This window comes from Bradyrhizobium sp. B120, from assembly GCF_049075665.1.
GTDB lineage: Bacteria > Pseudomonadota > Alphaproteobacteria > Rhizobiales > Xanthobacteraceae > Bradyrhizobium.
Map to the genome: position 1 here is coordinate 1,805,384 of NZ_CP185242.1, position 14,130 is coordinate 1,819,513.

General features: G+C 57.4%; 7 protein-coding genes and 1 pseudogene. 4 read left to right on the top strand and 4 right to left on the bottom strand.

The genetic code is table 11. From position 1 onward, the window contains the following. The first annotated feature begins 1,121 nt into the window (after positions 1–1,121). Both glmS and ACOIX3_RS08520 read left to right on the top strand, forming a co-directional pair. Entirely contained in the window at positions 1,122–2,948 is a 1,827-nt protein-coding gene (gene glmS / locus ACOIX3_RS08515) for a glutamine--fructose-6-phosphate transaminase (isomerizing) (RefSeq protein WP_420969360.1), read from the top strand. 693 nt (positions 2,949–3,641) lie between these two features. Beyond that, on the top strand, positions 3,642–4,286 hold the full coding sequence (locus ACOIX3_RS08520) for an Effector protein NopP (RefSeq protein ID WP_420969361.1): 645 nt from the start codon (positions 3,642–3,644) through the stop codon (positions 4,284–4,286). A 971-nt stretch (positions 4,287–5,257) separates the two neighbouring features. Here the strand turns inward: ACOIX3_RS08520 and ACOIX3_RS08525 are convergent. The 4 genes from ACOIX3_RS08525 to dctA form a co-directional block, all read right to left on the bottom strand. Continuing rightward, entirely contained in the window at positions 5,258–5,620 is a 363-nt protein-coding gene (locus ACOIX3_RS08525) for a response regulator transcription factor (protein ID WP_420969362.1), read from the bottom strand. Positions 5,621–5,713: 93 nt separating this feature from the next. Further along, positions 5,714–6,391 (bottom strand): response regulator transcription factor, encoded by a 678-nt coding sequence (locus ACOIX3_RS08530; protein WP_420969363.1) that lies wholly within the window; start codon positions 6,389–6,391, stop codon positions 5,714–5,716. Further along, positions 6,388–9,060 (bottom strand): PAS domain S-box protein, encoded by a 2,673-nt coding sequence (locus ACOIX3_RS08535; protein WP_420969364.1) that lies wholly within the window; start codon positions 9,058–9,060, stop codon positions 6,388–6,390. Before ACOIX3_RS08535 ends, ACOIX3_RS08530 begins: the two co-directional genes overlap by 4 nt. A gap of 831 nt (positions 9,061–9,891) precedes the next feature. Further along, complete coding sequence (dctA, locus tag ACOIX3_RS08540) at positions 9,892–11,214, bottom strand: C4-dicarboxylate transporter DctA (RefSeq protein WP_420969365.1); 1,323 nt, start codon at positions 11,212–11,214, stop codon at positions 9,892–9,894. A 1,315-nt stretch (positions 11,215–12,529) separates the two neighbouring features. Here dctA and ACOIX3_RS08545 point away from each other — a divergent pair. Together ACOIX3_RS08545 and ACOIX3_RS08550 are read left to right on the top strand one after the other, a co-directional pair. Next, a pseudogene (locus ACOIX3_RS08545) lies at positions 12,530–12,810 on the top strand (helix-turn-helix transcriptional regulator). A gap of 268 nt (positions 12,811–13,078) precedes the next feature. Beyond that, complete coding sequence (locus ACOIX3_RS08550) at positions 13,079–14,128, top strand: Rieske 2Fe-2S domain-containing protein (RefSeq protein WP_420969366.1); 1,050 nt, start codon at positions 13,079–13,081, stop codon at positions 14,126–14,128. Positions 14,129–14,130: the final 2 nt, after the last annotated feature.

The following is a 14,130-nucleotide window of genomic DNA, read 5'->3' on the forward strand; positions in this document are numbered from 1 at the left end:
TAACCCCCGCAACCTTCCTGATACCCGCGATGCCCCCTACGCTGTCGAAATGGATGACAAACGCCGTTACGCGCAGCCGGGCGCGCTCCGGCGATCCAATGAGATAGAAGCCGACGGTCTGTGTGTTCCTTCCCTATCCTCAACGCATGTCATATGCATTCTGACGTAGTCTGGTCATGGCCGGAGAGAGACGTGTTGAGGTCCCATGTTGCAAGTCAGGAGATGTCAGTGCCCGGCCGGAATGACGGCATGCAGGCCAGCACTCAGCGACAGTGAAGCCTGCGCATCGATATCGTAGCCCGCAAGGCGTGCGGCCCGTGCCTTCATCTTCTAACAGAACACCGAGTCTGGGAAGCGGCAAGGTCATCGACCATATTGATGATAAACGCTTCCGCCAACAGCCTCTTCGCGTAGGCAGCGGACGGTCGACGCAACTACGAAATGCGTAGACTTGCAAACGTCGGTATAGTTCTTCAAACGTTTCAATATCGAAAGCTTACGTTCGTACAATAGAGCTATCGATGCCGATCGTTAGTCTCATCCCGACTAGCATAGCTTGCATCCGTTCGAGTATGATCAGCCTCTTAAACCAGCGCGACAAAATGTTTCCAATAACGCATGACAGCTCACGTAACGCATGACAATTCACGCTAGCGCGCGCTGCGCAAATTCCATGCGGAAACCGTGGGAAGATTGCATCCTTCCACCTGCAAAATGGACGCCGCCGATGCGGGATGTGAGCCTCTCGAAGAAGTCTTTCAACGAGACGCGAGGACTTGGTTGCCGCTGCACCAGTCGCCATCCGGCTTGCCGGCGCCGCCGCACAGTTTCTTGGGAGTTTGAACTGAAGAGTCGTGAATGGCTCACGGTGACGATGGGCCAAACCACGACACACGTCAGTCGCAGCCAAATGGCGGCTTGTACTTGATGGCTGTCACCCAAAGCGAGCTGTGGCTGAACGAAACGATGATGGTTGAAAGAGACCTAACTCACGCTTTTGAATGCTGCGGCAATGGCCGCCGCAAATCCCGAAATTGATCGCTGGTTATGATCGGGCAAGCGGTTTTCATGAAGAGCTTCCTGTAGGTCAACTTCCTTAAACTTCGGGTGCATTGGTCGGTATGTGTGGAATTGTCGGCATCTTGGGGTGTGGTCCGGTCGTTGGGCAGTTGGTCGCTTCGCTCAAGCGATTGGAGTATCGTGGCTACGACTCCGCAGGAGTTGCTACGCTCGAAGGTCTCCGTATCCAGCGGCGGCGCGCTGAAGGTAAATTGAGAAACCTCGATGAGCGGCTACACCGGCATCCGCTGTCGGGTCATATCGGTATTGGTCATACCCGATGGGCGACTCATGGGAGGCCGACCGAGAGCAACGCCCATCCGCACGCGACGGAAAATGTCGCGGTCGTTCATAATGGGATCATCGAGAATTTCCGCGAGCTGAGAACCGAATTGGAGCGGAATGGAGCCCATTTCAGCTCTGAGACGGACACCGAGGTGGTGGCGCATCTCGTTGAATCTTATCTCATGAATGGCTACTCGCCACAGCAGGCGGTACAGGCATCGCTGCCGCGGCTGCACGGAGCATTCGCGCTGGTATTCCTGTTCAAAGGCCACGACGATCTTCTGATCGGTGCGCGCGAGGGATCACCCCTTGCGATTGGGCATGGTAATGGCGAAATGTATCTAGGATCGGACGCGATCGCGCTCGCGCCCTTGACCGATTCCATTACCTATCTTGAAGACGGCGACTGGGCCGTGCTTACCCGCACGACTTGCGTGATCTACGGCGCGGACGGCGCTATCGTTCACCGGGAAACATCAAAGTCCGGCGCGTCGTCGCTCCTGGTAGACAAGGCGAATTATCGCCACTTCATGGCCAAGGAAATCCACGAGCAGCCGATAGTGGCCGCGCAGACATTGGCTCATTATGTCGATATTAGTGCCGAGCGCGTAGCCCTGCCGCTCAAACTGCCGTTCAACTTCAATTCCATTCAGCGCATCTCGATTACGGCCTGCGGCACGGCAAGCTACGCCGGTCACATCGCCAAATACTGGTTCGAGCGGCTAGCACGCCTGCCGGTCGAGATCGATGTGGCATCTGAGTTCCGCTACAGGGAGGCTCCTTTGCGCAAGGGCGATCTCGCGATCGTCATTTCGCAGTCGGGGGAGACCGCCGACACTCTGGCTGCGCTGCGTTACGCCAAGAGCCAGGGTCTGCACACGATATCTGTGGTCAACGTCTCGACCTCAACGATTGCGCGTGAGAGCGAATCCGTGTTGCCGACGCTGGCGGGACCGGAAATCGGCGTCGCCTCCACCAAGGCATTCATCTGCCAGCTAGTGGTAATGGCGGCGCTTGCTCTGGCAGCAGGCAAAGAGCGGGGTACGTTGCACGAGATCGAGGAATCGAAGCTTGTCCGCGAGCTTATCGAAGTGCCGCGGCTGATTGCTGCGGCGCTGTTGATCGAGCCGCAGATCGAGAAACTCGCGCGTCATGTCGCTAAGTCGAACGATGTGCTCTATCTCGGCCGGGGCACATCGGCGCCCCTAGCACTGGAGGGGGCGCTCAAGCTGAAGGAAATCTCGTATATCCATTCAGAAGGCTACGCCGCCGGCGAGCTCAAGCACGGACCGATTGCATTGATCGATGAGACCGTGCCCGTGGTGGTGATCGCGCCTTACGACGCGGTTTTCGGGAAAACCGTCTCGAACATGCAAGAAGTCGCGGCTCGCGGTGGCAACATCATCCTGATCACTGATGCGAAGGGCGCTTCGGAAGCGACGTTGGACACGCTCATGACCATTGTGTTGCCGGACATGGGTGGAAGCTTTACGCCGATGGTTTATGCCATCCCGGTGCAGCTTTTAGCCTATCATACAGCCCTCGTTATGGGGACGGATGTGGATCAGCCGCGCAATCTCGCAAAATCGGTCACCGTAGAATAGGCAGCCGCGGCAATGTCCAGGTGCTTCTCCGTTGTCTGGCCATTAGGCTCCGGTGGCTGCGCCGGCTCTCTGGATTCAAGATCCTGAAAGGTTGTAGTCTCGCGCTTATCCATGGTTGGTCGTAGTTGGCGGAGATTTGGTTGTCGCGACCTCTGATAATCGTTAACAGGGCAGCGCGCTCCCCCGAACTTGTCGAGACTGCGATCTGGACATACGTCTAGCGTGGCGCGCAGCATCGGAAGGAGAGCGTCCGACGGCGCCGTTCAATGGGTGAACTATCGATTGATCCCACTCCTGTTAAACTGACATTGCGAGCCATGCTCGTAGCCTCGCCGCAACGCCAATGCGACGTGCATTACGTTCGTGCCGCTTTAGGAAAGCTTGCCGAAAAGATTGGAGGCCATTCACGGTCTCGCGTCAGGTTTTGGTAAGGCTGCCAGCCTATCAGCTCCGAAGGGCCTAACCAGCCTGAACCAAATGCGGCAGTATATGCCCGCTGGGAGCACCAATCGCCATGTATAATCAGATAAATGGCTCCTCCTGTTCCAATCCTCGCGCGTTGCCGAAGCTGACGAGCAAACGGGTGCAGATAGGTTCGCGGATGCGTTCGCCAGTATGAACTTAGCTGCACCGGGCTCCAGCGGCAGCTCGCCTTCGGTAACAGGACCATATTCGCTAGTTCCAAGGCCCCCTGTGATAGAGATCAATAGGTCGTCATTCATCGACACAGCGCGAGCCTATTACGGCGCGGAAATCAAGCACATCGCCGACAACCCGCAGGAGTACTCGGAGTTCGTGTCCGCAAGAGCACGGCGAACTGCAAAAGTTGCCGAGCGCTATGGAGCAACTCGAGATTCCGGCAATGCGCGATACTTCAGCTACCAATTAGGAGAAAGAAGTGTCGGGCTTCTAAGAATGGAGGGCGGCGACAGCATGACGGAGTTCGACGTCAAAAAATGGCAGGAGCTGTTTCCTGGGCGAACTGGGACTACCTCGACTGTAGATCTTCAGGTCGTTCATCCGCTCGTCGAGAACGCTGGCGATATTCTGCTCGAGCATCAACTTCGAGTGGGCGGCGAAAGGCCGTTGCTCAATTTGCGCCCGGCTAATCCAGAAGCAAGAGCACGTGCGGTACGGATGGGGTTTGTCGAGGTTGATGCCGACAATATGGTTCTCGATCCAGAGAAGTCAGACAATTGGATAAGGAACAGTGATGGTGAGTGGCAGCGAAGAGGTACTGCTGCGCACCGTCTTTCTAAAGTGGACGACAGCGAAAGAAGGGATACTGGAACGGAAGAAAGTCCCTCATCATGCGAATACGAGGATAATTTCATGTGATCATAGGCCGCCGGGAACATCGTCGCGTAGAACATGCCTCGTCCTTGCTCTTCGCTACGTTAGGCGACCTTTGGCGGCTCGTAATCAGACGAGCTCTTGCGTTTTGAGGGAAAACGGTATGCAGAGAGGAGTTCCGGCCGGCTTGGTCTTCGCCGAGCTGCTAGCGATTACTGGGCATAAGAGCGGCACTGCGTAACGCAATTGATCGAATTGCTTGCGTCGGTAGTAAGCTGCGCGAGGCGCGGCCCAAAGTGCGCCCCGCGGTCGAAGGGAGACCGGGCGTTTTGCGCGTTGAGTATATGGGTAGCTTCGAGGTGGAGGTCTTCCTGGCGATCTAATGAGGCGCAAGAGTTCGGGAGGAGCAAAGAAGCCGCCTGAGATAGGGCTGAAAAAAGGCGCACACTCCAGTAGACAAGAGGAAACATCTATGACGGGCTGTGGCACTGCGGCGAGCAGGAATTCGTCCCGCAGAGCTCTTCGCCTGCCGACCAACGTCGATCATAAACAAGACGCAAGAAAATGGCTCGACAATTCAATCCAAAGAGCTGCTGGCTGAGAGGAGCTCTTTCGTCGTCGTGAGCAGTACGTTGCTACGACGAGACCGGGCCAAGCGACCGCTCAAGCCTGTCGAATCCGTTCCGGGGGAAGATCACCTGAGCGCCAGCCCACATAGATGAATGGAACCCAGAATGCCAAGTACCTGGGTCTCGCGGCGGGAGCGCTGTTCTGGATCGAGGTGGCCAGCGGGGCGGAGCAGGTCACGGATCAATGCAGCAAAGTAGGAAATCGACCGCTGGCAATGCCAGCTGATTCGGGAAGTTGATTCCAGAATATCCTCAGGAGTTCTTACTGCAGGTGCCGCGCGCTTGACGCCAAGAGGCTGATCGAGAGCGTCTCGCGTGAGAAGGGCTGAGATCAGACATGAAGTTGGCGACGGCCGGCTAGTTTCAGGCGTGCCACCAGCCGCGGTTCTACTTCAATGCAGCATCGAGGCACTCGATCAGTGTGTGTCCGGCAAAGGGCTTGGCCAGAAAGCCAATCGCTCCCGAGCTCAGGACCGAGGCGCGCACGCGGTCGTTCGGGAAGGCAGTAATGAAAATGAACGGCACACTGAGACCTTTGGTCCGCATTTCGGCCAACAGGTCTAAGCCGCTCATGACCGGCATCTGCACATCCGTAATTACGCAGGAGGTTTCGTTCAACCGCGGTGATCTCAAAAAGTCCTCGGCCGACGCAAAGGTTTGGACGATGTAGCCACGCGATTTCAAAAGGTTCTCTGTCGCCGCGCGGACCGACGCGTCGTCGTCGACGACAGATATTAAATGCGTGGACAAGACGTGCCCTCCGGACGCAGGAATGGCGGCCGCCGCAGCATTGGCCACCTTTGGCGAAAAGTGGGCTTGAGCGGTGAAATTGTAAAATCATACTTAGGTTTGTTCGGGTCGGTTTGCGCCGATGCGCAGCGTCTCAGTCATTCTGATCAAATCCGCGAGCGACCGGGCGCGCATCTTTTTCATTAGGTGTCCCCGGTAGATCTTGACCGTAATCTCGGCGAGCCCCAGCTCGGCGGCTATCTGCTTGTTCATCAGGCCGGTAGCGACCAGCTTCATCACTGCCTGCTCGCGCGGGCTTAAGGTCTCAAATAGAGCCTGCAGCTCCGCGACGGTCTGCTGAGTCTTCCGTCTCTTGCGATCACGTTCCGTCGCGGCGACCACGGCGTCAAGCAGTTCCTGATCGCGAAACGGTTTGGTGAGAAAATCGACCGCTCCGCCTTTCATGGCCCTGACGCTCATGGGAATGTCGCCATGGCCGGTGATGAAAATGATCGGAACATGAATGTTCAACCGCGCCAGCTCAGCCTGGAACTCAAGTCCACTCTGACCTGGCAGCCGGATATCGAGGACCAGGCAGCTAACAACATCGGGAAGCCTGCTCTGTAGCATTTCGCGGGCCGACCCGAACGCAACGACGTCCAGGCCGACCGATTGAAAAAGGTTCGTTAGCGACCGACGCATCGAGACGTCATCTTCGACAACGAAGACTATCGCATTTGCCGAAGCTTCAGCCTTGCTGCCTTCGCGCGGGGGGGCAGAGCGTTCGCTCACGGCACGAACTCCTTGTGCAACGGCAGGTCAACCCGAAAGCTTGCCCCCGGCCCCTGCTTGCGAACGACTGAAAGGCGCCCTCCATGAGCTTCCAAAATCGAGCGACAGATCGAAAGACCCATGCCAAGACCACTCGATTTTGTCGTGAAGAAGGGGTCTAATACTCGGTCGGTATCATCTTTAGCGATCCCGACGCCGCAATCCGTCACGGTAAGCTGCACATGTCCCGTATCGTCCTTAGATGACTGAATCACCAGTTCGCGCGCTCGGTCTGTAACTGCGTCCATGGCTTCGATCCCATTCATTACCAGATTGATGATCACCTGTTGCAGCTGAATCCGATCACCGAGGATCGCGGGCAGGGCTGCCGTCAACTTAGTCTTTAGCGTCACTCGGTGGCTAACCAGCTCACGTGCCACCAAAGCAATGACATCCTTAACAACATCGTTGATATCGAGCGGTACCATCTCGATCTCGCCTTTCTTCGCAAGTACGCGAATGCGACGGATCACTTCGCTGGCCCGGATTGCGTCTTCGATGATCCACTCAACCGAAGAGCGCGCGGCGGTAAGATCTGGTGTCTGGCGGCCCATCCAGCCGAGGCACGCGTCGGCGTTGCTGATAATCGCGGCGAGTGGCTGGTTGATTTCGTGGGCGATGGAGGTTGTCAGCTCTCCTAACGTCGTCACACGCGTCACATGTGCAAGCTCCGCCTGTGCCTTTCGCAGTTCTTGTTCGGCTTGATCTGCGCGAATGGTAGCGGTGATGTCAGTGCTGACGCCACGGTAGCCCAGAAAATTACCGTCGATATCAAAAAAAGGCTTGCCACTCGTCCGGACGTAGATCGGAGATCCCATCCGGTTGACAGTGCGGTAGACCAGATCCCGAAACGGGAGATGCGCCTCCAGCGTCGCCCGATGCTGCCGCCACATCTCAGGTTCGTCTTCGGCGTCGCGCGCAATGTCCCAGCGAGGCAGACCGATTAATCCTGTCGCCAAGATTCCCGCAGCGCTGGTGTGTTCGGACAAGTGGGTGACCCGATGATCTGGCCCGGTCTCCCAGAGCCAGTCTGAGGCTGTTTCGGCGTAGTCGCGGAAGCGCTGTTCGCTTTCGCGCAGCGCAGCAAGTGTGTTTTCCAGGCGGTACCTTGCGGCGTATTGCTCGGTGACATCGATATGTGTTCCGATGAGTTCGCTCGCGTTTCCATCCCTGTCGATCACCAAATGCGCGACCGAGTGTATACGCCTTATCCCGCCATCCGCCAGAAGGATTCGAAAGTCATATTCAAAGCGCTCTTGCTGAATTTCGATAGCTTGGCGCTGCACTTCCAGAAGCAGCGGTAGGTCGTCTGGATGGATACGCGACCGAATGGCCTCCAGCGAGATCGTCTCTTGCGGATCAAAGTCAAACAGGCGATCGACCTCGGCGGAGCGATACACAAAATCGCGACGGTGGAGGTCCCAGGACCAACTACCCGTATGACTAAGATGCTGGGCTTCGGCCAGATAGGCCTCGCTGCGGCGCAGCTGCTGTTCTGTTTGCCGCGCCGCCGTGATATCCGTCGCAGCCCCAACAAACTCGATGTCACCAGTGGCGGTTGTCGTGGCTCGCGCCCGTGCATGGATGTGCTTCACCGAGCCGTCCGGCAGCAAGAGCCGGTATTCATGTTCGAAATCCTTTGGGTCTCGCATCACGCGATCGAGAGTCTCTTGGACCGAAGCTCTATCGTCTGGATGAGTGCGTTCGATGACCAGTTGCGGCCCGGGAACCGTCGGCGGGTCCACCTGGAAAATTCGAAAAGTCTCCTTTGACCAAAAGGCCTCGCCGGTGGCAGCGTTCCATCCGAAGCTGCCTGTATGGCTCAGCTCCTGCGCCTGCGCCAAATGGGCTTCGCTCCGCTGCAGAGCAAGTTCGGTTTGCTTTCGCTCTGTGACATCTTCGCAGGCTATGAGAACAATGGACTGGTCATCGGCCCAGAGCATGGCTTTGGCGTTTTCACGTACCCACAATACCGAGCCGTCTTTTCTGACTTTCTGGACGTCCCAAGTGTGCGATTGGCCGATATCTTCAAAGCACTTTCGAACGAATTTGCGAACGAATGCGCGATCCTCCTCAAGAAAGATTCCCAGGATGGATTGACCGATCAGTTCGGCAGGCGCATAGCCGAGTTGTGCCGCGCCGTATGTATTGACGTTGAGGACAGCACCGGCTTCGTCGAGCATGAAATACATGGCTGGGTTGTGCTCAAAGATTGCGCGCCACCGTTTTTCGCGGTCCTTCAAATCGGCAGCGCTGCGCCGGAGCTTTGCCGCAGCCTCACGGGCAGCCTCTCTTTCCTGGCGGACTTTTCCGATCAGGTGCGTTCCGACAATCGAAACAGTAAAGAATGCGACGACCACCGGAAGAGCCTGAGGGTCGTCGATCCGCAGACTGAACGCCGGGGGCACAAAGTAGTACGCCAAAGCAACGATGGCTAAGACTGAAAGCGCGGATGATGCGATAAAGCTGCCGATCAACGAAAACAGCAATATCACCAGCAAATAGGCGAACGCCGTCGCAGCGAAATGCGTGTGAAGGTACAAGGAAGCTTGCGTCACCACCGCCAGCGTTATGCTGCCGAAAGCAAACAGCGTGGCTGAACGTTTGAAATTGCTGATCTGGTTAAGCATTCTTAGACCGTCCGGCCTTTCTGCGGCGGGAGAGCTATAACATTTTAGGCAAAAATGGGGCAATCCTTTCTGTCCCGAGAGACGCTCGCGCGCAGGTCCGAGATCGATTGCTTGCAGCTGAACTCAGCACGCGCCGAAGAGAGGCGCATTACAAACGTACGTATAGTTGTCCTAAACCTTTCGATATCGCGCGCAGACATGCGTACAATCGAGCCTGACATGTCTGTTTTGCTTCGCTGCCGATAACCCTCGTAGGCGCTCGAGGCCGCGGGGAACCCCGGCAGAGCACAGCCGCGTGGCGCCGGCGCGCGTCCAACGTGGGACAAGGCTACTCAGCTCAGCCAAGACGCTTAACAATGAGGCATGCCTCGCCTAATCTGGAAAGAGCAGCAGCAAGCTGCGGAGCCGGTGACGTTACCTCTGTCCGATCCATCTCGGGCCGGTGCAGGTGCTAATCTGATTCCCGGTGGCGACGCCCATTGCGGTCTGATGCCGCAACACGCCCTGGAAACAACGGGTGACCGAGTTGCACCAGCAAGATCGCCACCGCATCGTCGGTCAGACGATGCCAGTTCAGTGCCAAGCACCAGCCGCTAATCTTGCGCCTGCTCTCGAAAGGCGCGTCTGAAAAGGACTGCGGAAAAAGTCTCTTTGACCTCGTTTCGGGGATCTTTTCAAAGGCGTTGCCGGGGCACGACACGGAGCAGGTACTGCGATCCGGAGATCCCGCGTAGAGATGCTCCGGCTGGCAGTTCAAGTCGGCGAGGAATCACGAAGTTGGCTACATTCGCGTTCGACGCGTCTTGAAATCACGGCAAAAATGCGGGGGGACTACCTCCGTGTGCTTCTGGTGTCGATATTGGTGGAATCGGTGGGCTGCTTGAGCCGGGCGTGTAGCGTCGCGTGATCGAGCTCGCCTTCCCACCAGGACACGAACACGGCGGCGATGCCATTGCCGGTGATGTTGGTAAGGGCTCGCACTTCGCTCATGAACTTGTCGATCGAGAACACGATTGCCATGCCCGGCACCAGCGCCGGGCTGACCACCGACAATGTCGCGGCGAGCGTGATAAAGCCCGCGCCGGTGACGCCGCTTGCCCCCTTCGAAGTCAGCATTGCCACGAGCAAGATCGTGAGCTGCTGGCCAAAGGTGAGATCGACCCCGAGTGCCTGGGCAATGAACAATGTCGCAAGCGTCATATAGATGTTGGTACCGTCGAGGTTGAAGGAGTAGCCAGTTGGGACCACGAGGCCGACCACGGGCTTGGAGCAGCCCAGTCGCTCGAGCTTTTCCATCAATTGCGGCAGCGCGCTTTCCGAGGACGAGGTGCCGAGCACGATCAAAAGCTCGTCCTTGATATAGACAATGAACTTGAAGATCGAAAAGCCGACGATGCGCGCGATCAGACCGAGCACGACCACCACAAAGACCGCGGCCGTGGCATAGAATAGCGCGATCAGACCGATCAGATTACCCAGCGCCGACGGCCCGAACTTGCCGATCGTGAAGGCCATCGCGCCGAATGCACCGATCGGGGCCGCTTTCATGATGATGGCGATCACGCCGAACACCGCGTGCGCGACATCGTCAATCATGCCGCGCAGCCCCTTTCCACGCTCGCCAAGTGCCATCAGCGAAAAGCCAAACAGGATCGCGAACAGGAGCACCTGCAGGACATCGCCGCGAGCGAGGGCGCCGACCACAGTTTCGGGAATGATATTGAGAACGAAATCGACCGTCTTGGAGGCTTCCGCCTGCTTGACGTAATTGGCGACCGCCGCAGCATCGGGTTTGACCGCAAGGCCATGGCCGATTTGGACCAGATTGCCTATGACAAGGCCCAACACCAAGGCAAAGCTGGAGACGATCTCGAAATAGACCAGCGCCTTGACGCCGACGCGCCCGACTTTCCTTGCATCTTGAATATGCGCGATGCCGGACGCGACGGTGCAGAAGATGATCGGCGCGATCACCATTTTGATCAGCTTGATGAAGCCGTCACCGAGCGCCTTGACCCAGTCGTTGGTCGCAACCGATGGCCATAGCCAGCCGACGATGACGCCAATCACGATCGCGATCAACACCTGGACGTAGAGAATTTGATACCAAGTTTGCGACGCGCGCGCGGGTGCCGCAGTTGCCATGGTGGTCATGACGCTTCCTTCCCGAATACACTCGAATGCGGGCCGCCGCATCGTTGAGAGGCGCCGGCCTCATACGAGGCTGTCATTTTAGCCGTGTCCGATTGAAGACAGTTCCGAGAGCCGGCGCGTCATTCCAAAGGCAGGCGTTCAATTACGTTATCTTTTTCGTCAAGCAAGATTTGCACCAGACGCCCAACCTGCGGCCGATCAAACGGCCATCGGAAACATCTGCCTCCTGGCGAGGTTCATCTGAATACTCGGACGGCGTTGGCAAGTCCGAATGCGAAGGCGTTGCTCAGGGTGACGCATATCTTGCACTGGCAGGGTACGTTAGCCGAGTCATGTCTCGGCGTGGAAGCTCAGTGTGATCGGTATGCGTCGAGTGCTGAGTTGATGCAACATTGCGCTGCATTGGTAAAATTGATTGTCTGGATCGCAGGTATCCACGCGATGGAAGCGTAGCGAGATCAAGGCTAGGCTAGATTTGGCTTCGTTAGGAAATCTTTGATTTGGTGCGGGGCACTGCGTTATTTGCTCGCGGTAAAGCTCGTTCGTGCGCGATGGCGTCTCCAGGCCCGTGCTAACGGTGCGGCTAGGCAGGTTTGGTCGATGTAAGGCGTATCCGCCTTCGGCCCTGGGTGAGCCTTTGGCCGTCTCGCAAAAGCAGCGCTACGATGGTTCCTCAACTCGATCATTCCGCCTTGCCAGCTTTGATCGTTCGTTTTCGACCTCTTTATCAGGCAGGACAGGACCAACGTGACTGACTCCGAGTGTACTGGCGAGTTCGAACAGAGTGGCGACAATTGGAAGACGGCGAGCGTGCTTCAGACCAGCAATACATGGCCCGGTGAAGCCGGACGGTTGGGCGAATTTCTCCCGCGTAATGGGGTTCTGCTTCTGCAATCTTGCGAAGCCGACTGAGCATGTTCAGCCCACAACGAGTGTCTTTGCACCCGTGAGTGATGATTGAGCAAGGTCGTCTGCTGGAGCGGTGCCAATTGGGAAAACACCGTTAAGCGGTGGACGACCTTGCAAAGAAGCTTCCCCCTCACAAACGGGAGGCGATTCCTGCAAGGGGATCGGGCCTGGACATCGCGCGATCTGCGCAGCCCACTGTCCGTCTGGCGCAAAGTGGGCTGGTACTGGTGCGCGGAGGCCATTACCGACTTTGCGGCCAGAGCGCAGGGACGAATATGCCTTGCCCTAGGGGTGTCGAAAGTCGCCCCTCAATGTTCGATATCCCTTCCGAGAGCGCGCTTCTGCATGATGTGGCACGAACGCCAGCGCCGCCGTCCTCGGCGCGTCAATCACCTGGAGCTCTCAAATGCCCAATCCGATGTTTGGCTTATCCCCGTGGTTCCTGCGCACGCCGGAGGCTCCGCGTTATCTCGGCCTATCCGGCCGCACGCTCGAAAAGCACCGCATATATGGCACGGAGCCGACGTATCGAAAGATCGGCGGTCGCGTCATCTACGCACTGGATGATTTGAGAGCATGGGCCGATCTCGGCGCCAAGACGTCGACGTCCGATCCCGGCAAGGGGACTGTACTGCCGGCCAACAAGCGCCCACGCTGCGCCCCTACGCAGGCCAGGAGCGTCGCTGATCACCCTATGAGGAAAGCGACGGTGCGCGGGCCGAGATCCAGCGGGATGAGCAGGCTGGCGAGGCCGGATTCAGCGGGCAGTGCTCGGCCGCGTGCAAACCAAGCTGATGCTTCGGTATGGCCGAGCGGAATGCGGTGGGGTCTATCTCTCCATTTTGACCATCTCTGTATACAGGTTTACCATCGAAAGCACGAAAATTTGTCATACTTCGATCGAAATCTGCCGATTATGTATACATTCAGTGTCCAGAACTGAGGAAATCGGCATATGACCCATTGCTTTCCGACCAATGCCTGGTACGCGGCCGCTTGGGATACCGAGGTGAAGCAGGCGCTGTTGCCCCGCACGATCTGCGGCAAGCATGTTGTGATGTATCGGCGCACCAACGGCGAAGTCGCAGCGCTGGAGGATGCCTGTTGGCATCGGTTGGTGCCGCTCTCAAAAGGTCGCCTTGAGGGCGACAGCGTCGCCTGCGGCTATCATGGGCTGAAATTCAACGCACAGGGCCGCTGCACCTTCATGCCCTCGCAACAGACGATCAACCCCTCCGCCTGTGTGCGTGCCTATCCTGTCGTTGAGCGCCATCGGTTCGTCTGGTTGTGGATGGGTGATGCAGCGCTAGCCGATCCGGGCTTGGTGCCCGATATGCACTGGAACGATGATTCCGCTTGGGCTGGCGATGGTGGCACCATTCACCTGAAATGCGATTATCGTCTGGTTGTCGACAACCTCATGGACCTGACCCACGAAACTTTTGTGCATGGCGCCAGCATCGGCAATGACGCCATCGCGGAAGCGCCGTTTGACGTCACTCATGGCGAGAAAACCGCCACCGTAACGCGCTGGATGAAGGGGATTACCGCGCCGCCGTTCTGGGCCAAACAATTGCAAAAACCTGGTCCGGTGGACCGCTGGCAAATCATTCGTTTCGAGGCGCCGTGCACCATCAATATCGACGTCGGGGTGGCGCCCGCTGAAACCGGCGCGCCCGAAGGCAATCGCTCGGCCGGCGTCAATGGTATTGTCCTCAACACCATCACGCCGGAAACGGGAACGAGCTGCCATTATTTCTGGGCATTCGTGCGCAATTACCGTCTGAACGAACAGCGCCTGACCACCGAACTGCGCCAGGGCGTTTCCGGCATCTTCCGTGAGGACGAGGTCATTCTTGAAGCGCAGCAGCGCGCGATCGACGAAAATCCTGACCGGGTCTTCTATAATCTCAATATCGATACGGGCGCGATGTGGGCCCGCCGTCTTATAGATCGCATGATCGACGCCGAGAACGCGTTGCAAAGCCGGCAGGCTGCGGAGTAGGA